The sequence below is a fragment of the Serratia sp. LACPHL-BACT-2024-00286 genome (assembly GCF_043109535.1).
Classification (GTDB): domain Bacteria; phylum Pseudomonadota; class Gammaproteobacteria; order Enterobacterales; family Enterobacteriaceae; genus Serratia; species Serratia sarumanii.
Window position 1 is genome coordinate 168,932 of sequence record NZ_JBICNA010000001.1, and the last position, 24,537, is coordinate 193,468.

The 24,537-nt window shown below is 61.7% G+C and carries 22 protein-coding genes; all 22 read right to left on the reverse strand.

All coding sequences use genetic code 11. The annotated features are described in order from the left end of the window. Positions 1–33: 33 nt before the first annotated feature. Complete coding sequence (tssH, locus tag ACF8MC_RS00840) at positions 34–2,688, reverse strand: type VI secretion system ATPase TssH (protein ID WP_164104853.1); 2,655 nt, start codon at positions 2,686–2,688, stop codon at positions 34–36. A gap of 56 nt (positions 2,689–2,744) precedes the next feature. Beyond that, complete coding sequence (gene tssG, locus ACF8MC_RS00845) at positions 2,745–3,815, reverse strand: type VI secretion system baseplate subunit TssG (protein WP_033653611.1); 1,071 nt, start codon at positions 3,813–3,815, stop codon at positions 2,745–2,747. Beyond that, complete coding sequence (tssF, locus tag ACF8MC_RS00850) at positions 3,812–5,698, reverse strand: type VI secretion system baseplate subunit TssF (protein ID WP_033647812.1); 1,887 nt, start codon at positions 5,696–5,698, stop codon at positions 3,812–3,814. The genes tssG and tssF overlap by 4 nt, the downstream gene beginning before the upstream one ends. A gap of 4 nt (positions 5,699–5,702) precedes the next feature. Then, the gene (locus ACF8MC_RS00855) at positions 5,703–6,278 is read right to left on the reverse strand and encodes a type VI secretion system baseplate subunit TssE (protein WP_033635032.1); all 576 of its coding nucleotides are present in this window, start codon (positions 6,276–6,278) and stop codon (positions 5,703–5,705) included. Between the two features lie 2 nt (positions 6,279–6,280). Next, positions 6,281–7,102, reverse strand: coding sequence for a type VI secretion system accessory protein TagJ (locus tag ACF8MC_RS00860; RefSeq protein WP_265093611.1), 822 nt, complete (start codon positions 7,100–7,102; stop codon positions 6,281–6,283). Positions 7,103–7,117: 15 nt separating this feature from the next. After that, a complete protein-coding gene (locus ACF8MC_RS00865; RefSeq protein WP_033653614.1) occupies positions 7,118–8,104 on the reverse strand; it encodes a hypothetical protein in 987 nt (328 codons plus the stop codon). 28 nt (positions 8,105–8,132) lie between these two features. After that, positions 8,133–8,906 (reverse strand): PP2C family serine/threonine-protein phosphatase, encoded by a 774-nt coding sequence (locus ACF8MC_RS00870; RefSeq protein WP_015378289.1) that lies wholly within the window; start codon positions 8,904–8,906, stop codon positions 8,133–8,135. After that, positions 8,906–10,648: a type VI secretion system-associated FHA domain protein TagH gene (gene tagH / locus ACF8MC_RS00875; RefSeq protein ID WP_164104852.1), complete on the reverse strand. Its 1,743-nt coding sequence runs from the start codon at positions 10,646–10,648 to the stop codon at positions 8,906–8,908. Before tagH ends, ACF8MC_RS00870 begins: the two co-directional genes overlap by 1 nt. Positions 10,649–10,881: 233 nt before the next feature. Next, the gene (locus tag ACF8MC_RS00880; RefSeq protein WP_223915260.1) at positions 10,882–11,220 is read right to left on the reverse strand and encodes a T6SS amidase immunity protein Tai4 family protein; all 339 of its coding nucleotides are present in this window, start codon (positions 11,218–11,220) and stop codon (positions 10,882–10,884) included. Positions 11,221–11,289: 69 nt separating this feature from the next. Next, the gene (locus ACF8MC_RS00885) at positions 11,290–11,637 is read right to left on the reverse strand and encodes a T6SS amidase immunity protein Tai4 family protein (protein ID WP_202637606.1); all 348 of its coding nucleotides are present in this window, start codon (positions 11,635–11,637) and stop codon (positions 11,290–11,292) included. 18 nt (positions 11,638–11,655) lie between these two features. After that, positions 11,656–12,114 carry a T6SS amidase immunity protein Tai4 family protein gene (locus tag ACF8MC_RS00890; protein ID WP_033653617.1) on the reverse strand — a complete coding sequence of 153 codons (459 nt, stop codon included), beginning with the start codon at positions 12,112–12,114 and terminating at the stop codon, positions 11,656–11,658. Next, entirely contained in the window at positions 12,111–12,614 is a 504-nt protein-coding gene (locus tag ACF8MC_RS00895; protein ID WP_164104851.1) for a type VI secretion system amidase effector protein Tae4, read from the reverse strand. Before ACF8MC_RS00895 ends, ACF8MC_RS00890 begins: the two co-directional genes overlap by 4 nt. 49 nt (positions 12,615–12,663) lie before the next feature. Then, entirely contained in the window at positions 12,664–13,146 is a 483-nt protein-coding gene (locus ACF8MC_RS00900; RefSeq protein WP_004961372.1) for a type VI secretion system tube protein Hcp, read from the reverse strand. A gap of 195 nt (positions 13,147–13,341) precedes the next feature. Then, the gene (locus tag ACF8MC_RS00905; protein ID WP_074025814.1) at positions 13,342–13,782 is read right to left on the reverse strand and encodes a T6SS amidase immunity protein Tai4 family protein; all 441 of its coding nucleotides are present in this window, start codon (positions 13,780–13,782) and stop codon (positions 13,342–13,344) included. After that, positions 13,779–14,285 carry a type VI secretion system amidase effector protein Tae4 gene (locus ACF8MC_RS00910; protein WP_074025815.1) on the reverse strand — a complete coding sequence of 169 codons (507 nt, stop codon included), beginning with the start codon at positions 14,283–14,285 and terminating at the stop codon, positions 13,779–13,781. Before ACF8MC_RS00910 ends, ACF8MC_RS00905 begins: the two co-directional genes overlap by 4 nt. A 57-nt stretch (positions 14,286–14,342) precedes the next feature. Next, positions 14,343–15,848, reverse strand: a complete 1,506-nt coding sequence (gene tssC, locus ACF8MC_RS00915; RefSeq protein WP_016927259.1) for a type VI secretion system contractile sheath large subunit — start codon at positions 15,846–15,848, stop codon at positions 14,343–14,345. A gap of 3 nt (positions 15,849–15,851) precedes the next feature. Beyond that, complete coding sequence (gene tssB / locus ACF8MC_RS00920) at positions 15,852–16,388, reverse strand: type VI secretion system contractile sheath small subunit (RefSeq protein WP_033635026.1); 537 nt, start codon at positions 16,386–16,388, stop codon at positions 15,852–15,854. Positions 16,389–16,509: 121 nt separating this feature from the next. Further along, positions 16,510–17,541 (reverse strand): type VI secretion system protein TssA, encoded by a 1,032-nt coding sequence (tssA, locus tag ACF8MC_RS00925; RefSeq protein ID WP_041035655.1) that lies wholly within the window; start codon positions 17,539–17,541, stop codon positions 16,510–16,512. A gap of 23 nt (positions 17,542–17,564) precedes the next feature. Then, positions 17,565–18,284 (reverse strand): type VI secretion system-associated protein TagF, encoded by a 720-nt coding sequence (gene tagF / locus ACF8MC_RS00930; RefSeq protein WP_033647808.1) that lies wholly within the window; start codon positions 18,282–18,284, stop codon positions 17,565–17,567. A gap of 18 nt (positions 18,285–18,302) precedes the next feature. Further along, entirely contained in the window at positions 18,303–21,938 is a 3,636-nt protein-coding gene (tssM, locus tag ACF8MC_RS00935) for a type VI secretion system membrane subunit TssM (RefSeq protein ID WP_164104850.1), read from the reverse strand. Further along, a complete protein-coding gene (locus ACF8MC_RS00940; RefSeq protein WP_049272050.1) occupies positions 21,938–23,140 on the reverse strand; it encodes a DotU family type VI secretion system protein in 1,203 nt (400 codons plus the stop codon). Before ACF8MC_RS00940 ends, tssM begins: the two co-directional genes overlap by 1 nt. 21 nt (positions 23,141–23,161) lie before the next feature. Beyond that, on the reverse strand, positions 23,162–24,508 hold the full coding sequence (gene tssK / locus ACF8MC_RS00945; protein ID WP_033638522.1) for a type VI secretion system baseplate subunit TssK: 1,347 nt from the start codon (positions 24,506–24,508) through the stop codon (positions 23,162–23,164). Positions 24,509–24,537 lie beyond the last annotated feature (29 nt).

Below are 24,537 nucleotides of genomic sequence, written 5' to 3' on the forward strand. Positions count from 1 at the left end.
GTTCAAAGGGCCGCCGCCTCGGCGGCCGCGGCGTTATGCCTGAAATTGACAAATGAATTCGTTGTTCTGCAGCGCGATATGCAGCTGGCGATAGCGCTGGTCGTTGGCGCTGCCGGTCAGCAGGGTGTGGCTGATCTGCGGCAGCAGGGTGTTGGTCAGGATGGCGTCGACCATGCGGCCGCCGGACTCCACCTCGGTGCAGCGGCTGACGATCTGCTCGATGACCGCGTCGTCGAAGGTGCAGACGATGTCGTGATTCTCCGCCAGGCGACGCTGGATGCGGCCCAGCTGCAGGCGCACGATGTTGCCCAGCGTGGCGTCGGTCAGCGGGTAATACGGCACCACCAGCAGGCGGCCGAGCAAGGCGGCCGGGAACACCGACAGCAGCGGCTGGCGCAGCGCGCCGCTCAGCGCCTCTGGCTCCGGCAGCAGCTCCGGATCGCTGCACAGTCCGGCGATCAGATCGGTGCCGACGTTGGAGGTCAGGATGATGATGGTGTTGCGGAAATCGATATGGCGGCCTTCGCCGTCCTCCATCCAGCCCTTGTCGAACACCTGGAAGAAGATTTCATGCACGTCCGGGTGCGCCTTCTCGATTTCGTCCAGCAGCACCACGCTGTAAGGGCGGCGGCGCACCGCCTCGGTCAGCACGCCGCCTTCGCCGTAGCCGACATAGCCGGGGGGCGCGCCTTTCAGCGTCGAAACGGTGTGCGACTCCTGGAATTCGCTCATGTTGATGGTGATGACGTTCTGCTCGCCGCCGTACAGGGTTTCCGCCAGCGCCAGCGCGGTTTCGGTCTTGCCGACGCCGGACGGCCCGGCGAGCAGGAACACCCCGACCGGCTTGTTCGGATCGTCCAGCCGCGCCCGCGAAGTGCGCACCCGGCGGGCGATCAGATCCAGCGCATGGCGTTGGCCGATCACGCGCTGGTTCAGGGTGTCGGAGAGTTGCAGCACCGCCTCAATCTCGTTTTTCACCATGCGGCCCAGCGGGATGCCGGTCCAGTCGGCCACTACCGCCGCCACGATGTTGGCGTCGACGGCGGCGAAGATCAGCGGCGCTTCGCCCTGCAGCGCGCTCAACTGCTGCTGCAGTTCGCCCAACTGGGCTCGCAGCGCGTCGGCGTCAGGGCCAGCCTGCGTCTCTTCGTCGGCAGGCTCCGCTTCCTGTTGGTGTAGCTGAGCGCGCAGTGTGATGATCTCTTGGATCAGCGCCAGCTCCTGCTGCCAGCGGTCGGTCAGCTGTTCCAATTCCTGGCGCAGCGCGGTCAGCTGGGCTTCAATCTCCTGCGGGCGCAGGGGATCGCCGATGCCGACCTTGGCCTCGCGGCGGGCGATATCCAACTCTATCTGCAGCGCATCGATGCGGTGGCGGCAGTCTTCGACCTGAGCAGGCTCGGCATGTTGGCTGACCGCCACGCGCGCGCAGGCGGTATCCAGCAGCGCCACCGCCTTGTCCGGCAACTGGCGGGCAGGAATATAGCGATGCGAAAGCCGCACCGCGGCGTCCACCGCTTCATCCAGCAGCAGCACGCGGTGGTGTTGCTCCAGCGGGCTGACGGTGCTGCGCAGCATCAGCAGCGCTTTGTTTTCGCTCGGCTCGTGTACCTGGACCACCTGGAAACGGCGGGTGAGCGCCGGATCCTTCTCGATGTATTTCTTGTATTCCGACCAGGTGGTGGCGCCGAGGGTGCGCAGCTGGCCGCGCGCCAGCGCCGGTTTCAGCAGGTTGGCGGCGTCGCCGGTACCCTGGGCGCCGCCGGCGCCGATCAGGGTGTGAATTTCGTCGATAAACAGGATGATCGGCGTCGGGCTGGACTGCACTTCGTCGATCACCGCCTGCAGCCGTTTTTCAAACTCGCCTTTGACGCCAGCGCCGGCCTGCAGCATGCCGATGTCCAGCAGGCACAGTTTCACGTCGCGCAGCTGCGGCGGCACGTCGCCGGCCACGATGCGCAGCGCCAGGCCTTCCACCACCGCGGTTTTCCCGACGCCGGCCTCGCCGGTCAGCAGCGGGTTGTTCTGGCGGCGGCGCATCAGGATATCGATGATTTGCCGGATCTCCTCATCGCGGCCGGCCACCGGGTCGATCTCGCCGTTGCGCGCTCTGGCGGTCAGATCCTGGGCATACTGCGCCAGCACGCTTTCACCGCTGCGCGCCGCGCCGGATACGTTCTCGGCGCCGCTTTCAGCCGCCGCATCCTGGGCGTTTTCCGCCGAGTGAGCGGTGATGGCGGCGAACTGCTCCATCAACAGATCGGCGTTGATGCGCTCGAACTGCGGGGAAATGGCCTTCAGCAGATGGCGCAGGCTGTAGGTTTTCAGGATGCCGAGCAGCAGGTGGCCGCCGCGGATGCGCGCCGCGCCGAATTTCAATGAGCCATAGACCCAGGCGCGTTCTACCGCGCTGTCGATGTGCTCGGACAGATCGGAGATGGCGCTGGCGCCGCGGGGCAGGCGATCGAGCGCCTCGACGATATCGCGCGCCAGCTGCGCCTCGTCCAGCGCGAAGTGGCGGACGATCTGCTGCAGATCGCCGTCCGGCGATTGCATCAGCTGATGCAGCCAGTGCGCCAGTTCGACGTAGGGGTTACCGCGCAGCTTGCAAAACGCCGTCGCACTTTCCAGAGAGGTGAATAACAGGCTATCCAGTTTGCCAAATAATACCGAGCGGCTGATTTCAGACATGGTTTTCCTCAGGTCTCAGAGTGGCCTGGCGCCGCAGGGCGCCGGCCGAAATAGGGTCAGAACGGATTTTCCAGCGGTTCAGGGCTGAAGATCAGATCGTCGAGATCGCGTTGCCGCCGATCGTCGGCCAGCCAGCTGCTCAGGCCCAGTCGCTGCGCGCCGCCGAGCTGGATGCCGTGCGCCTGTTCCTTCGCCAGGATCAGGCGCACTTCCCAGACGAACTCGATGCCCAGATATTGGCGCACCCAGTCGCGCAGTTGCCGGCACAGGTCGGCGCCGGGCAGGAAGCGGTCATAGTCTTGCTGCGGCATCGGTCCCAGCTCGATGCGGAATTTGTGCTGAATATCGCGCACCGCGATGCCGAGAAAGGCCGACTCGCCGAGCCGCGGCGCGCCGCGCCCGGCCTTGAGCCGAGCTTGCTCGCGCGGTTCCACCCGCAGCCAGTGCGGCACGTTTTCGACGATGCGCACCGGCACCTTGAAATACTGCTGCAAAATCTTGCTCAGGCCTTCCGGATCGCGGCTGTGGCGAATCAGATGACCGGCCATAAAATGTTTGGCGTGGGCGTTGATGCTGTCGCGTTCCTGCTGCGCCGGCTGGCCGATGCCGATCAGGCTCGACAGGTATTCGTCGAAGCGCCGGTTGTCCGGGCGATCCAGCGACACCGTCGGCTGCGCGTCGGCCCAGGCGCGGTAAAACAGCAGCGTCAGCCGGTGATGGAACAGGTTGGTGAACGCCAGCAGGCTGGTGTCCTGGTGGTGGTACACCCGTTCGCGCACGTATTCGGTCAGGTGCAGCGGCAGCGGCCCGTTGGGGCCGAACAGGCCGAAGCTGAAGATCGAGACGTCGTGCAGCGGGCTGTTGGCGCGCGGCGCCACCTGCGCCAGCGTGGAGGGCGCGAACGACAGCGACGGCTCCTGGCCCAGGCGCAGCATCTCATGGCGCGGCAGCGGCGCGCGCCCCAGCAGGTAAGGCTGGCCGCCCTGGGCGTCGATGCGGCGCAGCAGCTGAAACAGATCGTGCTTGTAAGGCGCGCTGCGCAGCCGCGGCCAGAAGTCGTCCGGCAGGCGATACAGCGCGTTGATCTGCGGCGGCGCCAGTTCGGTGGCAATCATCTCCGCACTCATATCAGCGTCCTTTTGCCCATGCGCGCCTGCCAGTGGGCGATTTCGCCGCGCTGCTGGCTGGAGAGCGTCATCTCGGTGAAGGTGTTCATCGCCACCAGGCGCGAGAACAGGCGCTCCAGCACGCTGCCGAGCAGATAAGGGCTGTTGCCGGAGAACGCCTGCTCATCGACCGTCAGATCGATGGCGATGCCGCGCGCGAACACGATGGGGCCCGGCTCCGGCACTCGCCGATAGACCGGCCGCAGGTTGCAGTGGCGCACGCCCTGGATTTGTTTGGCGATCGCCGGCTCGCTCAGGTTGCCGTACAGCCCCAGCAGCTGGCGCAGGCTGGCGGCGCCCTGTTCCGGATCGCCGTCCATCATGCTGAGGTAGTTCAGCTGCAGCTGGCTGATCAGCCGCCAGGTGATCATGCCTTCGGCCAGCGCCGGGCGCGGCGGGGTGGGGCCTTTGCGCAGCGAGACCTGCTTGATCGGGATCGAATCGGGCATCACGAAGTTGCCCTGATCCTGTTGCAGCAACATCAACGGCAGGTCGCGGCTGGTGCACAGCACGTCGGCGGTGAGGTATTTCAGATCGCTGTGCCACGGCGATTGCCGCTCGTCCACCAGCGACACGAACACTTCCGAACCGGCATAGCCGGTGCGGGTGCCGTAGCGGCGGGCGTGCTCCGACAGCGTGCGCTGTTCGCGCCGCAGCGAGAAGTAGGCGCCATAGTTGCCGTCGTCCGCGCTCAGGGTGCTGTAAAACGGCCGAAACTCTTGCTCGTAGCGTTTTTCGCTGGCGCTGCCGCCGAGCCGCTGCACCGAGAACACTTCGTAATCCAGCGGCCGGATATTGTCGACCACCAGATGGTATTCGTGGTTTTTTTCGTTGATCGCGATGCGTTCGGCGACCTTCGGAAACAGGTTGATCACCGGCGTGCAGTGCAGCGCCAAATGGGCGGCGTCGACCACCCGTTCCAGCGCGGCGTCGTGCCGATCCAGCAGCACCACGATCTCGAACTGGCGCAGCGCCTTTTTCCCTTCGCGCACGCTTTGCAGCAGCGGGCGCAGGCCGTTGACGCTGAAGAACTGGAAGCGCGCCGGGAAGGCGAAGTACTCCTGCAGCAGCCGGTAGCCTTCGAAGTTGCGCAGGTCGTTGGGCAGCAGCGCCTGTTCGGCGGCGAAGCCCTCCTGCCGCAGCCCGTCCAGCGCCAGCGCCCGCCGCTGCGGCTGCGCCTCCACCGTTTGGCAGACAAGCCCGACGCTGTGCTGCATCAGCAGTTCCAGCAGCTGCTGCGCCTGCATGTCCGGCCCGGCCAGGTAAAACATCAGCTGATCCAGCTGCAGGTTGTTGAGCGTCACGCTTTCGTAGCACTCGAGACGAATGCGCAGCGCGCTGACGCAGCCGCTGTGCTGCAGCCCCAGCGAGGCCAACGGGATATCGGCCGGAATGCCGCCCAGCTCGACGGCGGCGATGCGCACCGGCTGCAGCGTGACGTCATGGGCGGTGGCGTAGCTGCAGGTGATGCCGCTTTTCTTCAGCGTCTGGCTGTCCATCATGGTGCCGCGCGGCACCACGAAGCCGTTGCTGATATCGCCTTTGCTGCTGTCCGGCTGCAGCTCGGCGATCGCCATCGACGGTGTCGGCGACAGGTAGTTGGGGTAGATGATCTCCAGCAAGCGCTGAGAAAAGCGCGGGAACTCGGCGTCCATTTTCAGCTGCACGCGCGAGGTGAGGAAGGCGAAGCCCTCCATCAGGCGCTCGATATAAGGATCCGCCACGTCGATGCCGCGCATGCCGAGACGGCCCGCGACCTTCGGGTACTGTTCGGCGAACTCGGCGCCCATCTCGCGCAGATAGGCCAGCTCGCGGTTGTAATAGTCTAAAAGTTTACTGTCCATCGCCTTACCCTATGTCTTTCAGATCGAAGTGGCCGTTTTCCAGATCCACATCGGTACGGAACAGAAACTCCAGCGGATAGGGCACGCACCACAGGCGGCCCTTGATTTCGATCGACAACACGTTGTGCAGCTCCAGCGAGCCGGTGTCCGAGATGCAGCGCACTTGCAACCCTTCGGGCAAAATGCGCGGCTCGAAATGGAGAATGGACTCGGTCAGCGCGCGCTGAATGTCGAGCCATTCGATGTCCGACATGCGCTTGCCCGCCAGCGAGGCGATGCCGTAATTCAGGGTGGAGCGCCGCACCTGAGGAAAATCGCCGAGATCCAGATTGGATTCGCTGTTGACGCAGTTGAACAGCCACTGCAGATCGCGCAGCACCCGGCGGCGCAGTTCGCTGTGCGACACCAGGTTGCGCACCTGCGTCTCCTGTTTTTTCTGCGGCTCGTCGTCGGTCAGCATGTCGAGCAGCACCGGCTGCATTTTGTCGCGCGACGTCAGGCGCTCGCTGTCCTGACGATAGCGATAGCCCTGGCGGTGCAGATCGCCGCCGTCGTAGTGGGGTGGGCGCTTGTCGTTCATGGTCAGGCGCTCGCGTCGAAGCTCAGCTGCCGCAGGCTGTGCAGCGGGAATTCGTCGCTTTCGCTGAGCCAGGTCTTCAAGCCCAGCCCCGCATAGTGGGTGCCGTCGCCCAGCGGTTGCCATTCGGTGCGTTTGCCGAGCAGCAGCGCGTCGTCGCTGTCTTCGGCCAGCGGGTAGCGGGCGGGCAGTTGGCACACCTGTTCGCGGCCGTCGGTCAGGCGCACCAGCGCATGGCTCCACACCAGATCGATGGCGCTCTGCGGCGCCTGGAACTGGATCGCGGCGATGTCGGCGAACGGCAGCCAGTAGTAAACGCCGTTCAGCGCCAGCTCGCACACCGGGCCGAGGCGGCCGTCACCGTCGGTCAGCCAGTCGAAACGCAGCTGCCGTTCTTGGTCGCCTTCGGCCAGCGTTAACCGCCCGGCGCCGGCCGGGGCGGCCTCCAGCGCTTCATCGCGCAACGCCTGGGCCTGTTCGGCCGCCCCTTGCGCATCCTGATGCAGCGCCTGCACCATCAGTTTCAGCCAGGGCTGATCCTGCCGCAGCAGCGCCGGCGCGGCCGTGCCGGCAAACACCGCCTGGCGTTGCAGCTCGGCGTTGACCGACTGCATCAGCAGCAGCGTGGTCGGTTGAGCTATCGGTTTCAGCGCCTGCCAGGATTTCAGCTGCGCGTTGGCGCGCGTCCAGTTGCCGCTCAGGCACAGCAGTTGCACCAGCGCGGCGCGCAGGTCGGCATCCGCCGGTTTCGCCTTGATATCGTTTTCGACGGCGGTGATGGCCGCGCCGATCGACTGGCCTTGCAGCATGCTTGCTAATGATTTCACAGGCTTTCCTTATAATCAGTGAGTGGCGCCGTTAACCGACAGGTAGCTGCCGCTGGCGGGATCGACCCGGTCTGCGGCCAGCTTTTCCACCAGCTTGAAGGTCAGCGGAGCGGGGGCGCTCAGCAGCGGTTGCCAGGCGGTTTGCGCCTGCTGCAGGCGCTGTTTGATCTTGTTCTCGTCTGCGGCGTCGACGCGCGGCATTTCAACGATCGCTTCGCCGTTGAACGCCCACGCGTGCAGCTTCGGTTCGAAGCTCAGCAGCAGGAAGCTGCCCGGCGCCTGCGGGTTGCCGCCCAGAACCAGCCGCTGGGCGTTGGCGCTGACGACGGTCAGCGCGCGATCGCCGCCGTTGATCTGCGCCAGCGGATAGCCTTGCAGGAACCACAGCGTCGGCGAGAGGGTTTTGCCGCCCTGTTGCAGCGTGACCGCGCCGCTGCCCTGCAGCCAGCCGTCTTCGCCGCAGCGCAGCGCGTCGCCGGCGGGAATGAACAGCGCGCCGCCGTTGGCTTCGTCACGCCAGAAGGTGCGGAAGTGGCAGCCCTGCGGCAGGCTGAAACGCTGAGCCGGCGCGGTGTCCGCTTGCGGAGAGGTCACGGCTACCGCCGCAGGGATCGCCGGCTGCGGCGGGGTCTGCGGCTGCTCGACGGCCTCCTGTTTGACCACCGGTTTCCAGCCGCGCGCTTTGGCGGCCTCGCCGCTGGCCAGCTTCTCACCGCGCTTGTCGGTCAGCGTCCAGGGCAGGTGGCCGGTTTTCGGGCACTGCTTTTCCAGCAGATTGCCGACGCGCGGCAGGAAGTCGTTCAGCACCGCCGGATCCTGGCTTTGCGCCGAGACGATGCGCAGCGGGATGCTTTTGCCGCACCAGCTTGCCGGATTGCTGTTTTTGACGTCATCGATAAACACTTCCAGCTTCTGGCTGGGGGAGTAAACCAGGCGATAGTTCATCGCCTGCGCGGTCGGCACCGCCATCAGGGCGACGAGCCCCGGCATCCAATATTTCATAGTGAACCTTGCTGTGAATGTGCGCTGCTCAGTCGCGGCTCAGAAACCGCTCCGCATCCGCCAGCGAATGCAGCAGGGTGGTTTCCTGCGGTGAGCCAATCCAGACGGCGATAGCGCTGTAGTTATCGCTGTTATTGTTTTTCTTCCATGCCTGCTGCATCAGGGCGATCCACTCGCTGGGGGAGTTGACCATGTGCAGCGACTGTTCCAGTTCGGCCTGGCTGAAGCTGTGCCAGAAGCCGTCGGTGCACAGCAGGAAAACGTCGCCGTCTTCCAGCTGCAGCACGTCGCTGTAGGTGGCGTCGCGCTCTTCATTGAGCCCCAGCGCGAAATACAGCAGGTTGCTGTTGATGCCGTTGGTCTGATAACCGGCGTCCTGCATCTGTTGGATCAGGCTGTGGTCGGTGGTAACGGCATGCAGGTAGCCGCGGCGGAAGAGATACAGGCGACTGTCGCCGGCGTGCGCCCAGTAGGCCAGCTGATAATCGCGATCGATAAACAGGCTGACCAGCGTGGTGCCCATCTTGCTGTATTCGTCCGACTGCCGCTGCTGCTGGTGGATGGCGGCGTTGGCGCGCGTAATGTGCTGGCGAATGCTCTGGGCGTTCAGGTGCTTTTCGCCGTCGAAGTTTTGCAAAATGGTATCGCGCGCCAGTTTGGCGGCGATATCGCCGCCCGGAAAGCCGGCGATGCCGTCGCACACCACGAAGCAGGCGGCGCGGTTGCCGAGCACCTCGCCGGTCTGATCCTGGTTGGAGGCGCGGCCGCCCTGGTTGGAGGTAGAGGCTATGGTGATATTCATTACGCGTCCGGTTTGGTCTGTGAGTCTTTGTATTGATTCACTTCAACGTCATAGGCGTGCAGGAAGGCTTCGCCGAACAGGGTGTGGAAATCGTCCTCGATCTCGCCGGAGGTTTGCTGATAGTTCTTCACGAAGTAGTCCCACAGCGCAGCCTTGCGGTTGGCGGGCAGCGACAGGCGCGGCGCCACGCCTTCCTTGCGCGCTTCCTCTTCGAGACGCTCCGGGTTGAACGACTGCAGCATGGCGGCGATGATGGCGCGAATACCGGCGATCATCCCCAGCTGGTGCGCCTGCAGGTCGATCAGCGCGTCGCGCACCGCCTGCTCCGGCGGCATAAAGCCTGGCATCTGGCTGCCGAACATCTGCATCAGCACCGTTTTGCCCGAAGGCAGCAGCTTGAACGGGTTGTTGGCCTCGTCGAGGATCATGGTCATCTCGGCCTTCACGCCGCGCTTGAGGATCGAGCGGGATGAGAGCAGGGCGACGGTGCCTTGCGAGAACAGGCTCAGCAGGCGGCCGGCCTGGCGGATCTGTTGTTCGTCGAAGTGCGGCTGCGGCTGCAGATCGTCGAGACCGATGCCTTGCAGCAGCGCCGCCAGCAACGGCCCTTCCAATGTGTCGCCATTCGGCGCGGCGGCGTGTTGCCGCTGGGCGGACTGGTAGGCGACCGGATCGATGCCCAGGCGGTTGCCCTGACGCGGGCGCGGCGGCTGCACGGGTGGTTCCTCCTGGCTGAACTGCGGCGCGGGTTGGGGCTGCGGCTCGGGGATTTGCACAGGTGGCGGCGTCGGCTGTGGGCGCGGCGCTTGCGGTTGTGCGGCGATCGGCGGCGGAGACGGCGGCGCGGGCGGCTGTACCGGTTCCTCCGGCTGGGCCAGCGGCACGGCGCCGCCCATCAGCAGCCCCAGCGGATCGTTGCTGTTCAACGCTTCTGGTGAAGCGGGCGCGGATGAACCGCCGAACAGCGCCAGCGGATCCAGCTCTTGCTCCGGTTGCTGCGTTTTTTGGGTGGGAGCCACCGGGCGCGGCGGCGCAGCCTGCTCCGCCAGCAGCGCGCTGGGAGTGGTATCGGCCAGGATGTGTTCGCGCTCAAAGGTGGTGTCGGTGTTGAACAGCGCTGCCGGATCGGTTTGCTGCTGCTGCAGCTGGCGCAGATCGACATCGCCCGCCAGCTGCGCCAGCGGATCGGCCGGGTTCAGCTCGCGAGCGGGAGTGTCCAGCAGCGGGTGGTTGCCTGGATTGGCGACCGGCGGCGGTGTGACTGTGGCGGCGGCCGGCGCATTCGGCGTGAATTCTTCCACCAGGCTGTCCCAGATTTCGTTGGGGATTGGCGCGGCGGATTTTTCTTTGGCGGCGGCTGCAGGGGCCGCAGCAGCGGCAGTGGCGGCGGCCTTGGCCACCGGTTGAGCCTGTGGCGCGGCGTGCTGTTGCAGCGCGCTGACTTCAATCTGGTAATCGTCGATGCCGAGCACGTCGCCGTCCTGCAGTTCAACCTGGCGGCCACGTTCCAGCGGAATGTCGTTCAGCAGCACGCGGGTAACGTTGCCGCGGTTGGTGATGCGGCATTCGCCGTCAGCGGAAATATGCACGATCGCCTGCAGACGGGAAATGGCGCGCTCTTCGTCCGGCAGCACCAGGTTGTTGTCCACGCTGCGGCCGATGGTGCCGCCCGGCGGCAGAAAATCGCAACTGCTCTGCGGCGGAACCTGGCCGCTTTTATTTTTTACAATGGAAAATCGCATAAGGCATTCCTGCTGATTAGGAGGTAGTGCAATAATTAATGATTCGATCTGTGGCTTGCCAAAATTGGCGGGTATTTTGGCAAGCCGTTAAGTTGTTTCTTAACTTGTTCACTAAGGCTTGTTGTGGTCTTAATTTTACGAAATGCTTTTGTTATTAATTGAAGGCTTGTTGATTAGAGAGTTGAAATTAGATTTCTTGATTATCCCAAGGTAACTACCCTCTTATAACTAATTTACTGATTAGAGTAGCGAAAAAAGATGACGTTAGCTTCACTGGCGCTCTGCAGCGAAAGACACGCTAAAATATGATAACTCCCTTTAACTGAGCCTTGGTTATTTTTATTGGCATACTGTTCAGCCAGTTTTTCACCTTGTTCGAATGCATCCAGAGGCAGTTCACTCAATTCTAAATAGGCGGCGGCGGAACGGAAGGCGTCTTGTTTGGTTCTTTCTGAGTCAGTGGATTTCCCAATGCAGCGGCTGGTTAACCAATTTTTATATAGTGCCTCTTGCGATAAAGCGTTGAGCGAGTTTTCAGCAAGGACTACATGGCTTCCGAGCAGCAGAGACATTAAAAAGTACGTGTATCTTCTCATCCGAGATAACCTTTGATATGAGCCGTCGTTTGAGCAACTCTGATATCAGTTGTCGTCTTTCCCTTGGTATTTCTTGATGATGGCTTGCAACGCTTGGCTATGTACAAGATCGATGCACTTTGCCATCGTCATCGGCTCCCCAGACATGCTGTCATAGGGCTTTGCCAGAAATTCTTTTGCCAGCGCCCTGACAGCGGTATGCGCTTCCAGAGAATAATCGCCGAACTCCATGTAACCCCGAGCAGCGGCGGCGGCATCGTTTTTGACTTCTTTCGCTGAGTATCCCTCGGCGATACAAACGCTAAGCGCGTAGTTTTTGAGGTACTCGGCAGGGGAGTAGTCAATTTTTGTCGCTGCATTAGCGTTCAACGTTGCGGCGATGGCCACAGTCAGTAAGATTCTTTTCACTGATTATTTCCGAGGAGGATTTTCATTTATTCTATCCGGATTGTCTTTCACCCAATTATCATTAGGGCGCTGTACATAGTCTTTCGCAAGTTTGTCAAGATCTTTACTATGGTACATATCCATGCACTTCATTAAGTCTAAGCGGCTTTTCCCATCCTTAGCATTGTAATTCTTTTGCAAGTACTGCTTTGTCAGCGCAATTATAGGGGATTCTTCATCACGAATTGCATAGTATGACCACGCATCGATTCCATTCGATGAGGCAATTGCATCTTTGCTGGCTTCTGGTGATGTCTTATAAGCGACTGAAATGCAGTAGGTTAGAGCGATATCTTTATAGTTTTGCAAATAGTTTCTGTATGCTGCCTGCGGTGGCCACTTTTCAATAGGTTCTTCTTGATTTTTCTGTGCTATAGCACAAGTGGCATATAGACAAAAAAAGGAGATAAGGATTTTTTTCATCTCAATACCCAAAAGTTAGCGTAATTTGTTGTATAGCGAGCTTCTGGTTCATTGAAATAACAATGATCATAACAATCGCCGTTCCCATTCCAGAGCGTAGCATGTCCTCCGGCATCGCTCCAACCTGCAATTTCAAACAATATGATCCCCTTCTTTCCTGCTAATTCACCACCACCTGGAGGAGGGAACTTGACTCGAAGGTCGGGTTTGCCCCAGATCTTTGTCAAATAAGCGATAAGATCTTTAACTCTAAAAAAATACCATTGACGATCGGCGCCTGATACGGTCTGATCTTTTACATAAGGAATAGGAAAGCCAGATTTATTCAAGATGTAGCTCATGCGTACAGCGCAGGTGTTTTCCCACTTTCCATTAGGCGCAATATTCATGGCTACACGCCCACCGATAATCTCGGCAACATTCTGAGCTGAATATTGCGCGTTATATATTTTAGTGCTTGCAGCCCATGCGGCTGAAAAAATGGGGCGGCTATTATTCATTGTTATTTCCCTATATTAGACCCCCGGCCGTAACCGGGGGGCATACAAATTAAGCTTCGCGGTTTTCCTTGATGTTCCAACCTGCGCTGCTTTCGGCGCCTTTGCCGCCTTTGTCGCTCTGCTCCCAGTATTGCTGTTTCACTTTCGCCGCCTGGAACGAGTAGGTGACGCCCACGGTGTCTTCGCCGCCTGCGCCGGTGTACTGCACGGCGGTGACCAGCACGTCGTCCAGGGTGATTTTAACGTACTCAACCTGAGTACCGCCCGCCTTGCAGACAGACAACTCAACCTTGGTCAGGTGCTTACCGCTGGAGCAGTGCTTCAGCAGCGCCGGGGTTGACTTGTCGACCAGCGCGTTAACGTGCAGATCGTTGAAGCACACTTTACCGGCGCCACCGCCGCCGCCAACGCCCATATTGCCCGGTTGAGAAGCGCCCCAGGAGAAAGAAGTAATGTCGGTCCAGCCTTTGTGATTCGAATCTTTAGATTCGCCGCTGGCACCTTCAACTTTCAGGAACATATCAATAGCCATAGTTTCTTCACTCTTTATTAAGGGTTAACAGTAGTATTAACGTTACGTTGAAAAACTCAGGTAATAGCAGCAGGAATTGCAAGTGTGGTAATGCATTACCAATTTATATCCTTGTGCCATGCACCTTATTAAATACCGAAAACTATCGGTACGGGTTACCGAGCCACTATTAAGTGCTAATGGCTCAATGCTTAATTATTTCGCGTTATCTTGATTCCACGTGCGATCTGGATTGCCTGCTATGAGCTGTCGGGAAAGCTTGTCCAATTCAGGGCTATGGTACAACCGCAGACAGTTCAAGGTGACGCCTTGACTCTTGTCTTTAGTTTCACTGTGAAACTCATTGATTCTGGATTTATATTTGTCGATGAGAACATTGATTTTCTCATCACCTGATTCGATATCGAATGGCATCCATTCTCTCATCGCATTCGCTGTTCTGGCTGCATCAAGAGAGAATGCTTTATCCGAATCGGAGACCTGTGCCAGGCAGCGTGACAATGCCAGTTCTTTTACGACCTGGTGATAAGGCATCTGTTTGATAAATGCCACCGGATCTTGAATGTCCTTGGCGAGCGATGACTGCGAGAGTGCCAACAAGGTAGTTGCCAATCCGATTGTGATTAACTTGTTCATGGCAACTCCCAAAAATTGGCTCGCGGAGTAGAGTAATTGGTTCCGGGTTCATTGAAATAGCAATGATCTGAACAACTGGTTCCGTTCCAGAAAGTGGCGTGCCCGCCCGCATTTCCCCAACCTGATACTTCAAAAAGTATTAATCCTTTTTTGTTGGCCAGTTGCGTGACCGGTAATTGAGGGTAATTAACAATCATGTCAGGTTTTCCCCACGTTTTAGTCAGGTAGGGAATCAAATCCCGCACGCGGAAAAAGTACCATTTTTTATCTGCGCCTGAGACGGTGAACTGACCTATTCTGGGAACCGGATGGCCTGTGTAATTGAGCACGTAACTCATTCTTACGGCACAGCTGTTTTCCCAGCCACCTGATTCGGCGGGTATCTCAAAATTTCGTTTTACGGCACCGCCAATCGTATTTTTAACTTTTCCCAGAGGATCGTTTGGGTCGTAAATATTTTTAGCCGCAGTCCAGGCAGCCAGAAAACGGGGTCTTGTTCCCATGATTTACCTCCATGTTTTATTTATCAGGCCGCACTATCGCGGCCTGACTTCAGCCCATCAGGACGCGTCGTTTTGCTTCAGCGAAGGCAGCTTCGACACCAGGCGCAGGGAGACGGTCAGGCCTTCCAGCTGGTAGTGCGGGCGCAGGAAGAACTTGGCGCTGTAATAGCCCGGGTTGTCTTCGATCTCTTCCACCTGCACTTCCGCCGCGGCCAGCGGTTTGCGCGACTTGGTTTCCTGCGAGGAGTTGGCCGGATCGCCGTCCACGTAGTTCATGATCCAGTCGTTCAGCCAGCGTTCCATGTCGTCACGCTCGCGGAAGGAGCCAATTTTGTCGCGCACGATGCACTTCAGGTAGTGCGCGAAGCGGCAGCAGGCGAACAGGTACGGCAAGCGCGCGGAAAGCTGGGCGTTGGCGGAGGCGTCGGCATCGTAGTATTCCGCCGGCTTCTGCAGCGACTGCGCGCCGATAAAGGCGGCGAAGTCGGAGTTTTTGCGGTGCACCAGCGGCATAAAGCCGTTTTTGGCCAGCTCGGCTTCGCGGCGATCGCTGATGGCGATCTCGGTCGGGCACTTCATGTCCACGCCGCCGTCGTCGCTCGGGAAGGTGTGGCACGGCAGGTTTTCCACCGCGCCACCGGATTCCACCCCGCGAATGGCGGTGCACCAGCCGAACTCTTTGAACGAACGGTTGATGTTGGCGGCCATGGCGTAGGCGGCGTTGGTCCAGGTGTAGTTGCCGTGGGTCGCGCCGTCGGTGTCTTCTTCGAAGTCAAACTCGTCCACCGGGTTGGTGCGGATGCCGTACGGCAGGCGCGCCAGGAAGCGCGGCATCACCAGGCCCAGGTAACGCGCGTCTTCCGACTCGCGCAGGCTGCGCCAGGCGGCGTACTCGGTGTTCTGGAAAATCTTGGTCAGATCGCGCGGGTTGGACAGCTCCTGCCAGGACTCCATCTGCATTACGCTTGGCGCGGTGCCGGCGATGAACGGGCAGTGCGAGGCGGCGCCGATCTTGGCCATTTCGCCCAGCAGCTCCACGTCCTGCGGGCTGTGATCGAAGTAGTAGTCGCCCACCAGGCAGCCGAACGGTTCACCGCCGAACTGGCCATACTCTTCTTCGTAGACTTTCTTGAAGATCGGGCTCTGGTCCCAACCCACGCCTTTATAACGCTTCAGCGTGCGGCCCAGCTCCTGCTTGGAAATGCTCATAAAGCGGATCTTCAGCATCTCGTCGGTTTCGGAGTTGTTGACCAGATAATGCAGGCCGTGCCAGGCGCCTTCCAGCTTCTGGAAGTCGTCGTGGTGAATGATCTGGTTGATCTGCTGCGACAGCTTTTCGTCGATTTCCGCAATCAGCGCCTGGATGGTGCGGTAGGCGTCGGAAGAAACGGTGACGGTGTTTTCCAGCGCCTGCTGCGCCAGGGTTTTCACCGCGTTCTCGACCGCTTCTTTGGCCTGATCGGTCTTCGGCCGGAACTCTTTGTTCAGCAGCGCGCTGAATTCATCGCTGGAAAAAGTCTCGGTGGTCTGCAACGCATTTTGTTGCTGAGGCGAGTTGCTCATCGATTAATCCTCACGCTCGTTGTTTTCGTCGTTAACCGCCGGCTTCGGCGCGTCGGTCAGGGATTGCAGCAGCGCCGGGTTTTGCAGGATCTTGGAGATCAGCTCTTCGGCGCCGTTCTTGCCGTCCATGTAGGACAGCAGGTTGGAAAGCTGGGTGCGGGCGTCCAGCAGATTGTCCAGCGCGTCGACCTTGCGGGCGATGGCGGCGGGGGAGAAGTCTTCCATGCTTTCGAAGGTCAGATCGATGTTCAGCTTGCCTTCGCCGGTCAGGGTGTTGTCGACCTGATAAGCGACGCGCGGCTTCAGCGATTTCATGCGCTCGTCGAAGTTGTCGACGTCGATCTCCATGAACTTGCGCTCTTCCACGCTGGCTTGCGGATCGACCGCTTTCCCCACCAGATCCGCCATCACGCCCATCACGAACGGCAGCTGGATTTTGCGCTCTGCGCCATAAATTTCGACATCGTATTCAATCTGTACGCGCGGCGCGCGGTTGCGGGCGATGAATTTCTGCCCGCTGCGGGATTTCGAGTTTGACATGATTTACTCCATCTAATGGCGATTGGGAACGCGCCTCGTCCGGCTGGGAGAGTCAGGTTCTGATTCGGGTCTGCTCAGGGGCAGACGGTATCGGATGCGTCAAGAGAACAAAGGTCGGCGGCTAGCTGTTCTCCTCGTTGTCGGGGCGACCGAGAATGGTCTCCAGTTGGTTAAGCCCATCGGGCGCCAAATCGCGGACGATTTGCATAAAGTCCAGCGTAATCAACCGCTGGACCCGATCGATCATCAGCGGCGCCGGGTGGCTCGGCTCATGAAGACGAAAATAGTTTTTCACCTTGTCCAGCATCAGCTGGGCGTCGTCACGCGACTGGATCTGCGCGCTACGCCAGTTGAGCGGGGCGGTGGCGCTCTGCACGGCGGCGGGTGGCTGCACGGCGGCGGCTTCCGGCGGGGCGTCGGGTTCGGCGGCGGCCGGGGCCTCGCTCTGGCCGGCGAGCGCCACCAGCGAAAAGACCTTGGTGAGCGCGCTCATTTCCGGCAGCGCGCTTTCCCCCAGATGACGGGTCACTTCGCCGCGAATGGCGCTCAGGGTGTTGGCGATGCGCGCCACCAGGGCGCCTTCGGGGCGATCCTGTTGCGCCAGCTCATCCTGCAGCCGTGCGCGGCCGCCGGGAAAGTTGGGGCACTCCTGCTTGCTGCCGTCGAGCAGGGCGCCGGCATCGCGCAGCGAGATTTCACCGGCGGCGCTTTTCAGCAGCGGCGCGGCGCGCACGCTGGCGGCCAGCGCGGCTTTGTCGCCAAGGTCGGCCAGCGCGTTGATGCGAAACAGCGGGTCGGCCTCGCCGTCGAACTCCAGCGGCGGCTGCAGGGCGTCCCAGTAACGGGCCATCGACTGGTGGATCAGCGTCAGCCCGTCGGCGTAGCCCGGCAACCCGCGCAGCTGGGTCCAGGCGCGGGTGAGATACAACATGACGCGCAGGTCTTTGGTGCGCGTCAGCAGCGAGGTCGCGAGGCGTTCGACCTGCACCCAATCCGGCGCTTCTTCCGGGATGATGGTGCTGCCGAACTGTTGTTCGGCCTTGCCGGTGGCGGCTTGTTCCATCGCCAGAAAGTCGGCGTCGTATTCCAGGTTGTCGCCGCAGGGATTGTCCGCGTCGACCGGGGCCAGCAGGGTATCGGTGTCGATAGCCATAAAATTTCCTTCAACGAGCGATGTTAATCAAACATTTGCGGGTACTGGCCGCCGCGGCCGGGGCGCGCCCAGCCGTTGGGCTCGAACAGCAGTGAAAACAGCTGCACGGTGAGGTTGCCGCTGTGCACGTGGGTGTAGAGCGGGTGTCCGTCGGCCTGATTGGTCCACCAGAAACTGGTGTACTGCGCCGGGTCGAAACAGTCGGCGGCCTGTTGCCAGCCGAGGCCCGGCACGTCCGGATGCTGGAAACCGATAATCGACAATATCTCGGAATCCGCTTCCGCCGGCGGGCTGGGCAGTGCCGGGATCGCCTGCAACGTGCGGTCGATCTGCTCGGCGGAGAAACCGTTGCGCACGCCGTTCAGCAGGGTATAACCGAGCTGTTGGTACCAGCTCGCCGCCATGTTCAGCTGTTGCGGCCGCCAATCCTGTTGGCTGAACAGGCGCAGCGCGCAGATCGGGTAGCGTCGCCCGACGCGATCGCGCGCCGGCAACAGGCAACCCATCTGCACGTACGGGCTGCCGAGCGTGGCGGGGATCACGAAGTTCCACACCGGTGCGTTGCTGAACGGGTGGCCGTTCGGCCCCTGCGCATCGCGCTGCAAATTCACCAGCCCGTTATGGAACCAGTGGGCCCAGTTGTTGACCACCGGATCGGGCAGGCGGCGTTGCAGGAAGTCGCCGGCGGAAGGGAGTTTGCCGTACCAGCCGATGCTCGTCGGGGCGCTTGAATCAGTGCTCATGGTCATGTCCTTTCGGGGCTACGGGCACGAGAAGGCCGGCAGTTGGAACGGATTGCGAATGCTGTTGGGCGTGAACTCCAGCGTGACGCGGTGGCCGTCAAGATTGAAGGTCGCCTGACGGCCGAGGCCGCCGGTGCCCGAAGACTGCGCCATATCCACCAGGCGGTTCAGCGCCCACGGCCCGCTGGTCACCAGGCTGGCGGTGGTGCCGTTGGCCAGTGCCAGCTGCAGATGCACCTGGTTGGTATTGCGGGTGCCCGGCCAGCTGACCACCAGCGGCACCTGCGGGCCGTGGCTGTATTTGAACAGTTGCCCGTCGATATCCAGCGTCAGGTTGAGAATGTCGTTATCCATCCGCACCGGCCGCACGGTCACGCGGTACGAGGGCGTCGCGGTGCCGTTGGCGAAAAAGGCGTCGCGGATGCGCTGCGCCTGCTGGAACGACCGCAGGATGCCTTCGCCGCCGGGCAGCGTCTTGCCGTCCACGCCGGGGGTAAAGCGCCAGTTGGCGCGGGTGGTGTCGACCTTGCCCTGCAGGTTGTCGCGGAAGAAGCTGTCCATCAGCCCGCTGTTCGGCGCGAACATGCGCGCCAGATCGTCCGGCGTCACTTCCTGGCGCGCCCGTGCCACCAGCGGATAACGGCCGGCGATCGCCTGGCGGCAGAAACTGCCGACCTCGAAGCTGATGCGCTTTTTCACGTTCTCCATCTCTTTGCGCTGGGTGTCGCTGCTGGCGCCGATCGCCAGCGACAGCAGCATCTGTTTGAACGGCACCGGCAAGCGGCCGGATTCGGCCTGCAGACGCGGGATGATGTCGCTCGGTGGCGCCGACATGCCGCTGTTGGCCGCGCCCTGAACCGCCGTCAGATAGCTGTACAGCTCATCGACCTGCTTGAGCACGCTGTCGAAAGGGATCGCCTTATTGCCTTCGCCCTGGCTTTGCGCCAGCTCCAGCAGCGGCGCGAAGTGCGCCATCACCAGCTGTTCCGGCTGGGCGGATACGTCGCCGTCGGCGTTGGCCGGCCGGTTGGTGAACAGCGCTTCCAGCGTGCGATTGGCGTTTTGATTCAGTCTGTCTTCGGTTTTGGCCAGCAGCGAACGGGAATCGGCGTCGCTTTTCTCGTCGCGCAGGGTGACGTTTTTGCTGACGTTGACCAGCAGGTTACGCATCGGCGACGGGTTGCCGGACAACAGGCGCGCGCTGCTGATGCGCTGGGTCAGGTTGCCGATGTTGGCCAGCTGGATATCCCCCAGCAGCTCATCCCAGGCGCTGATGAAGTCCTGCATGTACAGCTGGCGGATGGTTTTGGTCAAATCAGCGCTCTTCTGCTCCGGCGTCTGGCTGTTCAACACCCAGACGTCTTCCTTGCGCAGGGTGTCGGTCACCGGATCGATGTTGTCGTTGAACGCTTTCCAATACCCCTGCGAGGTAAACAGTCCCGGCACGCCGTCGGTCACCGGTTTGCCGCTTTTGCGGCTGAACGCCAGCTCGGTCTGCGGGCCGGCCAAATCGACCAGGCTGACCGGCTTGATGTCGGTCTGCTTCAGCAGCAGGCTCTTGAGGCGGCCGTAGACGCGCTGCGACAGCGGCGCCCGGTTGATGGCGGCCTGCGCCTGCGCCACCAGCGGGTCGTCTTTGGCGTAAGGCGAGGCCTGGATCTGCGCATCCAGCAACTGGCCCAAATGCCATTCGATCTGCTGCAGCTGTTTCTGGGTGCTGCCCTGCGGCAGGTTGCGCTGCAGGTTGAGCATCACCCAGGCGCGCAGGAATTTGCCGTCGTACTGCTTCGGCAGATACAGCATCTGGTAGGCCTTCAGCGCTTCGTAGCTGAAGTCCGCATCGCCGTGGTTGTCGTTGCGCAGCGTGGCGGCGATCTGTTGCGCCACCTGCGGCAGCAGCAGCTCTTTCAGCGCTTTTTGGTACAGCGCATTGCCGGCGTCGCTCACCTGATCGCCGCGGAACAGCCCCATGCGGTAGGTGAACGGCGGATCGTCCAGCGAAAAGTTTTGGCTGTCCGGCAGGTGCAGCAGGCTGTTGAGGAACGGCAGCAGCGAGAACATGTCGCCGTTGCCCAACTGCGTCAGGTTTTGCCCCTGGCGCTCGACGCCGGGCACTTTGGCGGCCACTTCCGCCAGATAGGCCTTGTTGTTGCCGTAGCTGGTGAACCAGAGCATCGCCAGCACCGCCAGGATCACCGCCAGCGCGATGTAACCCGCCCAGTGCAGGGCGCGGTTGCGGTATTCCCACCAGCGGTTGCTGCCCGCCAGCCCGGATTCCTGGAAGACCACCGATTCCAGCGTCTCTTTCAGGAAGAAGCTTTGGCCCTTGGCCGCCGGGATTGGCGCTTCCTGGCCCACGCTGTCCCAGGCCGCGTTGGCCTGCGCCCCTGAGTTTGCCGTCGGCAGCTGCAGATAGCGGTTCAGCTCGCCCATCACCCGGTCGAACGGCAGGCCTTCCTGCGTGCCGCTGGTGAAATAGATGCCGCGCGGGGTAAAGCGGGTTTCAAAACTGGAGGTGGCGAACACCTGCTCCAGGTATTGGCCGAGCAGCGGGCGCAGCGCGGCGAACTCCTGCGGGAACAGGTAGCTTTCGGCGCGCTGGCGCGCGTCGTGCTCCATCAGCAGCGTATCAGGCAGCGCCGCGTCCAGCCGCTGTTGCAGCAGGGCGTATTGCTGTTCGAAAGCGGCGTTCAGGTTGAAGTCCGGCTGCCGCGAGCGCTCGTAAGGGAAGGTGAACCCCCAGATCTGGTCGCGCTGTGCTTTGTCGAAACTGCCGAAGTAGGCCATAAAGCCGTTGAGCAGGTCGGTTTTGGTGACCAGCACATAGACCGGGAAGTGAATGCCCAGCTGTTCGTGCAGTTCGATCAGGCGTTTGCGCAGCGCGCTGGCCTGGGCGGCGCGCGCTTCGGCGCTGTCGCTCAGCAGATCGGCGACGCTGATGGTCACCATCACGCCGTTGATCGGCTGACGGGTGCGGTATTTTTTCAACAGCGCGACGAAGCTTTGCCACTCGCCGGCGTCTTCTTCGCGCTGGCTTTCCTGCGTGGTGTAGCGGCCGGCGGTGTCGAGCAACACGGCGTCGTTGGTAAACCACCAGTCGCAGTTGCGGGTGCCGCCCACGCCGCGCAGCGCGGATTTGCCGAAGCGATCCGCCAGCGGGAAGTGCAGGCCGGAGTTGACCAGCGCGGTGGTCTTGCCGGCGCCGGGCGCGCCGATGATCACATACCACGGCAGTTGGTACAGGTATTGGCGGCTGAAACGGGTCATCCAGCGGTGTTTGCCGTCGCCCTGGCCCGGTGTGAAGCGCGCCTTTTTCAGCAGCTGCGCCGCTTCGTCGAAGCGCTGCGCCAACTGATCGTCTTGTTTGACCTCGGGCTTGCCGTCTTCCGCCGGCACCGCTTCGGCGGCGCGCAGGTTGCTCAGCAGGCGGCTGTTGAACCAGGCGCTGTAGAGGCGCGGGATCAGTCGGCACAGGAACCAGATCAGGTAGATAACGCCGATGGCGATCTGGCGGTTGAGTTCCGGCTCCAGCGGGCGATAGTCGCCGATGGCCACCAGCGGGCCGATCATCCAGATGATGAACGCCAGCGCGGTAATGCCGACAAAGCCCCACAGCAGGCGGCTGGTGATGATGGAGAATAACGTACTGAGCATTACTTTCCGGTTCCTTGCGGCAAGCCGTTGATTTCCGCCTGGGTATTTTCCGGGGCGACCAACAGCGTAATTTCTACCCGGCGGTTCAACGCGCGGTTCACTTTGTTATCGTTCGGCGCGACGGGATTGCTCTCGCCGCGGCCCTCGGCCTTGACACGCTGCGGGTTGGCGAGGTGCTTTTGCAACCGGGCGCTGACCGCTTCGGCGCGCGCCAGCGACAGCTCCCAGTTGGAGGCGAAACGGGCGCTGCGGATCGGCACGTTGTCGCTGTAGCCGGTGACCAGGATTTTGCCGCTGACGCCGTTCATGGCGGCGGCGATGCGGTCGATAACCGGAATATAGTTGGCGCGCACCGTGGTGGCGGCGGAGTCGAACAGCCCGTCGCCTTTGAGGATCACCACGCTTTGCTGCGCTTCGTCGCGCACCACCACCAGCCCTTCGGCGATCTCTTTGCGCAGGAAGCTCTTCAGGCTCAGCGTCGGCGGTGCGGCCGGCGCCGGGTTACCGATCGCCACCTGCGGCAGATTGGTTTGGTAAATCGCCGCCAGCACCGGGCTGGTGTTGTCGCCCAGCCGCCAGTTGAGGGCGATGAACAGCAGCGAAGCCAGGAAGCCGGTCAGCGCCACGCAGGCCCACAGCGGCACCAGCGGGCGCCACAGTTTCTGCTGTACCGGCAGATCCAGCGCATGGGGCGACAGCGGCGGGGCATAGCCGCCGCGCACCGACCGGATCAGCTGCAGCAGGCGCTGTTTCATGGTTTCCAGCTGCGAGCGGCCGTTTTCCATCACCCGATAGCGGCCTTCAAAGCCCAGCAGCAGGCAATAATTGATCAGCTCCAGCAGGTTGATGTGCTCGCGCGGGCTTTGCGACAGCTTGGCCAGCAGCTGGAAGAATTTCTCGCCGCCCCAGGTTTCGTTATGGAAGGTCACCAGCAGCCCGCTGCCGGACCACACGCTGTTGCTGCCCCACGGGGTCAGCGCCGCCGCTTCATCCAGCGCGGTGCACAGGCAATAACGCGCGCCGATGATCACCTCGTACGGCAGGTTGGCGCGTTGGCCGCGGATCTCGAAGCGGCGCATTTCGTCGATCAGCTGTTGGCGCAGCTGCGCCGGGTTGGCGTGCGTGGCCGACTGGCGGATCTGCGAAATGGCGTTCAGCAGCGGGTTGGCGGCGTCCACCAGCGGGTTGGCCGCCGGCGCCATGCTATTTTCCTGAGTCATAGGTTACCGGTCCGTATGGCTGCGAATCGCCCAAAATTCCATGTCCAGCCCCGGGAATTCGCCCGCCAGGTGCAGAGCGAAGGCGCTGGATTTTTCCATCTGTTTCCACAGGTCGCCGCCTTTTTCCAGCTCGAAGTAGGTGTAGCCGGCGTGATAGGGGATCTGGCGCGGCGCGGCGGGCATGGTGCGCAAACCGATGCCCGGCAGCTGCAGCTGCACCAAATCGCGGATGCGCGTGACCGGGGCGATCTTCATCTGCGCCGGGAAATGGGTCAGCAACACCTCGGCGGCCACGTCGGCGCGCACCGCCAGCACGAAGCCGAAGTCGCGCATCATTTTGGCGTCCTGCACGGTGGCGACGTTCAGCCCGTGGGAGCGTTCGACCAGCGTCAGCTGAATGGCGTTGTCTTCCAGCACCACCGACAGCCCCTGGCGCAGCAACAGCATCAGCTTGCCGAAGCACAGCGCCAGGTTGTCGTGGTCATACACCGGCAGACGGCCTTCCGGGGTGCGCTGCGCCGAGAAGCTGGCGAGCTCGGTGGCGAACTGCAGCCAATCGGCGAACAGGCGCTCCGGGTGCAGATGGTCGAGGTGGTAGGCGTGGCTCACCTGGCCGAGGTGGCGGTTGATCAGCTGCAGCAGCATGAAATCGACCATTTCGGAACTGCCGCCGCGGCCCGGCTGCAGCAGGCGCTGGCTCATCTGCTGGCTGCGCTGTTGCAGCAGGCCCTGCAGATCGTTGATGAAGGTTTTCAGTACCGGGTTGCCCTGGCAGTTCAGCATCGGCGGGATCTGCGCGGTATCGAGGCGCAGGCTGTTGTCGCCGCGTTTTTCCAGCACGCGGGTCACGCCGAGCGCCGTCCATTCGGCGTTGAGCTCGCTCTCCAGCATCAGCCGCAGGCGCAGGCGGCCAAACTGCAGCGCCGCGCTGCCCACCGAGACGGCGTTGAGATCGTCGACTTCGTTCTCGTAAGCCAGATAGCGCGCCAGCGCCTCCGGGCTTTCCTGAAAGATCACGTCTTCACGCCCCGCGCGGTAGGTCGGCAGGGCCAGCACCACGTTTTCGCCGGTCTTGTTTTCGGCGATGGTCAGCGGCGCGGGCGCCTGCTGGGCGCCGGCGAAGCGAAACGGCGTGCCGTCCGGCATGATGCCGCTGGCGGCGTTGAGGGCAATCTTGCCCTGGCGCAGCAGCGTTTGGTCCAGATCCAGGGTGAGGAATCCCCAGAAACAGCCGCTGTGGGCCTGGCCCCAGTTGCGCATATAGCCTTCGAGATAGTTTTCCGCCTGCTGGAAATGGTGGGGGCGCAAAAACATCCCCTCAGTCCAGACAACCTTATGAGCATCTTTCATCATCACACCTATAGTTACTTCGCTTCAGC

Bases quoted from the DNA above. Each gene is read 5' to 3' on its own strand.
- tssH (WP_164104853.1), bottom strand. From the start codon at position 2,688: ATGTCTGAAATCAGCCGCTCGGTATTATTTGGCAAACTGGATAGCCTG.
- tssG (WP_033653611.1), bottom strand. From the start codon at position 3,815: ATGAGTGCGGAGATGATTGCCACCGAACTGGCGCCGCCGCAGATCAAC.
- tssF (WP_033647812.1), bottom strand. From the start codon at position 5,698: ATGGACAGTAAACTTTTAGACTATTACAACCGCGAGCTGGCCTATCTG.
- ACF8MC_RS00855 (WP_033635032.1), bottom strand. From the start codon at position 6,278: ATGAACGACAAGCGCCCACCCCACTACGACGGCGGCGATCTGCACCGC.
- ACF8MC_RS00865 (WP_033653614.1), bottom strand. From the start codon at position 8,104: ATGAAATATTGGATGCCGGGGCTCGTCGCCCTGATGGCGGTGCCGACC.
- ACF8MC_RS00870 (WP_015378289.1), bottom strand. From the start codon at position 8,906: ATGAATATCACCATAGCCTCTACCTCCAACCAGGGCGGCCGCGCCTCC.
- tagH (WP_164104852.1), bottom strand. From the start codon at position 10,648: ATGCGATTTTCCATTGTAAAAAATAAAAGCGGCCAGGTTCCGCCGCAG.
- ACF8MC_RS00880 (WP_223915260.1), bottom strand. From the start codon at position 11,220: ATGTCTCTGCTGCTCGGAAGCCATGTAGTCCTTGCTGAAAACTCGCTC.
- ACF8MC_RS00890 (WP_033653617.1), bottom strand. From the start codon at position 12,114: ATGAAAAAAATCCTTATCTCCTTTTTTTGTCTATATGCCACTTGTGCT.
- ACF8MC_RS00895 (WP_164104851.1), bottom strand. From the start codon at position 12,614: ATGAATAATAGCCGCCCCATTTTTTCAGCCGCATGGGCTGCAAGCACT.
- ACF8MC_RS00900 (WP_004961372.1), bottom strand. From the start codon at position 13,146: ATGGCTATTGATATGTTCCTGAAAGTTGAAGGTGCCAGCGGCGAATCT.
- ACF8MC_RS00905 (WP_074025814.1), bottom strand. From the start codon at position 13,782: ATGAACAAGTTAATCACAATCGGATTGGCAACTACCTTGTTGGCACTC.
- ACF8MC_RS00910 (WP_074025815.1), bottom strand. From the start codon at position 14,285: ATGGGAACAAGACCCCGTTTTCTGGCTGCCTGGACTGCGGCTAAAAAT.
- tssC (WP_016927259.1), bottom strand. From the start codon at position 15,848: ATGAGCAACTCGCCTCAGCAACAAAATGCGTTGCAGACCACCGAGACT.
- tssB (WP_033635026.1), bottom strand. From the start codon at position 16,388: ATGTCAAACTCGAAATCCCGCAGCGGGCAGAAATTCATCGCCCGCAAC.
- tssA (WP_041035655.1), bottom strand. From the start codon at position 17,541: ATGGCTATCGACACCGATACCCTGCTGGCCCCGGTCGACGCGGACAAT.
- tagF (WP_033647808.1), bottom strand. From the start codon at position 18,284: ATGAGCACTGATTCAAGCGCCCCGACGAGCATCGGCTGGTACGGCAAA.
- tssM (WP_164104850.1), bottom strand. From the start codon at position 21,938: ATGCTCAGTACGTTATTCTCCATCATCACCAGCCGCCTGCTGTGGGGC.
- ACF8MC_RS00940 (WP_049272050.1), bottom strand. From the start codon at position 23,140: ATGGCGCCGGCGGCCAACCCGCTGGTGGACGCCGCCAACCCGCTGCTG.
- tssK (WP_033638522.1), bottom strand. From the start codon at position 24,508: ATGAAAGATGCTCATAAGGTTGTCTGGACTGAGGGGATGTTTTTGCGC.